We start from the raw sequence: 2,200 nt of genomic DNA on the forward strand, positions 1-2,200 counted from the left end.
TTGCCCGCCATAACCAACAGTGAGATCGCCGCGTTTCTTTCCGAGGCCGAAACTATTCTCGCTGGCCTTGGCGAGCGGGTGAAGGAGAAGCCTAAGACGAAGCGCGCGTCGGCTGGAGATTCGTTCTGGCAGCAGGTCAACACCGCGGCTATTGCGTCGCCAGACCGATGGGTGAAAACGCTATTTCCTGGCGCACAGTACCAACCTGGCACTGGAGCGTGGCGAGTTTCCAGCCAAGAGCTTGGCCGGAAACTTGAGGAGGATATCTCAATCCATCCCGAAGGGATTCAAGACTTCGGCCGCGAACATGGTGCCACGCCCATTGAACTCGTGAAGGAGTTTGGTGGTGCGCCCACCACCAAGGATGCCGCATTCTGGCTATGCGAACAGGTTGGCGTCGATCCCGCCGATCTTGGATGGCAGCAGCGCCAGGCTGTCGCGATCATCACTGGCCCAGTCGCGCTGCCGACGCCCGCCAACGATGACACCAGATCGCCTGCGAACCGTCGTCATGACGAGGACCCTTTCACGCCTGAAGCGTGCGGTGGTCTCATGGCAGACATCTCACAGTGGATTCTCGATACGTCTCGGCGCAAGTCACCCGAGTTTGCGGTCATGTCGGCAATCGCCTTCATGTCAGTGTTCTATGGGCGGCGCGTTATTGGCCCGACCACTTGTGGGGTGAACCTCTATCTCGCCGGCATCGCCGGTCCGGGGTTCGGTAAAGAGGCGCCGCTGCAGCGGTTGGTGAAGTTGCTGCAGGAGACCGATATGGCGTTCCTCGTGGGAGCCGGTGAAGTATCCAGCGCCAGTGCGATCGAGAAAATCCTTCGTCGTAAGCCCGTCGTCGTAATGCCTTGGGACGAAGTTGGTGACGTTCTGGAGTCGATCAACGCAAAAGGAAATGGGAACTGGGCGTCGACAATTCGCAAAGCTATGTTGGAGCTATACTCGAAATCGACCGGTGTCTGGTTCGGCAAGGAAACCATGGATGACGATCGGATCGGGGCGCCGATCCATTGCCCGTCGTTGACAGTCATCGGCACGTCGACACCAACACGATTTTACGGTGGTTTGTCGGATAAAAACCTGTCGGACGGCTTCGCCGCCCGCATGGTCTTTATTGCCCCAACCAAGCGACCGGAGCGCGGCAATCCTCGCGACGGCGGGCTGGTGGTGCCGGAGCCATTGCGGGAGGCGATCAAGGAAGCGCAAAAGAAGTTCCCGTGGCCATCCATGAACTCGCAGGGGAATTGGCGGACGCCCGATGTTCAGCCCCATCTGTACGAAGTCCCGTGGGCTGATGAGGCGGCCGAAGCCGCGTGGTTGGCAATCGAAGATTGGCAGGAATCTGAAATCGAGCGTGACGAAACCAGGGATGGTCTCGTTGGACGATTGGCAGAGAACGCAATCCGGTTGGCCACTTTACGCGCGCTCAGCCGCAGCCCCTCGCGGCCTTCAGTCAGTGTCGAGGATGTGCGGTGGGCACACGCGATCATGTTGGCCTCCGTCCGGTCGCTCGATGATGGCGTCGACAAGTATATGTCTAGCAGCCAGTTTGAGCAGCTCTGCCAGGCCATTCTGTCTTCGCTCCGCTCCAGTCGCGGCGGCTCTATGTATCGAGCTGAATTGCTGAAGCGCCGCGGCATCAGTGGCTCAGATACCAGGACGTTTGATGCTGCGATCCTCCGGCTTCAGGAAACCCGCCAGATCGAGAAGACGGACGGCAAGCGGTTCGTTCTCTCACCCGCCAGTGGTGGGTGAGGGACTTGCAGAATTCTTGCAGAAGAACGGCAATTGCAACGAGGTGGTACTGGAAATTGTGCCACGGTGTTGCAAATGGCAAGAGTTTGGCAAGTGGTGTGGTAGGTGTAAGTATATGATATATATAAATATTATCTATTCACTTGCAGAATTGCAGCATTTGCAATCACTCCCGCTTTTTTCGGATCACTCCGAGAATCCCTATGGGTTGCAAATCTGCAAGTCGGTCTCGGAGGATGGGGTGTGATGATCGATCCAGACACAATTGAAGATGCCGACGAATGCGATGGCGAGTTGCTCCACGCCTACGGGCGCGACACCTCGACTGGCGAGTGGCAATGGCAGTGGGTGCCCGTTGATGTGCTGATCGAGGCAGGTCGCGGCGACTTGGTGCCGTGGTTAGGGTAGGGGGCCATTCCGAAGTTGCCAGCCCACC

General features: G+C 58.0%; 2 protein-coding genes. Both read left to right on the forward strand.

Annotated elements, in window-relative coordinates; all coding sequences use genetic code 11:
- Positions 1 to 1,764: DUF3987 domain-containing protein (locus tag AC0L3X_RS46910; protein WP_473317586.1), on the forward strand; the 1,764-nt coding region annotated here is incomplete at its 5' end.
- Between the two features lie 246 nt (positions 1,765 to 2,010).
- Positions 2,011 to 2,172, forward strand: coding sequence for a hypothetical protein (locus AC0L3X_RS46915; RefSeq protein WP_161495836.1), 162 nt, complete (start codon positions 2,011 to 2,013; stop codon positions 2,170 to 2,172).
- Positions 2,173 to 2,200: the final 28 nt, after the last annotated feature.

This window comes from Bradyrhizobium sp. MI1.7 (assembly GCF_055811795.1).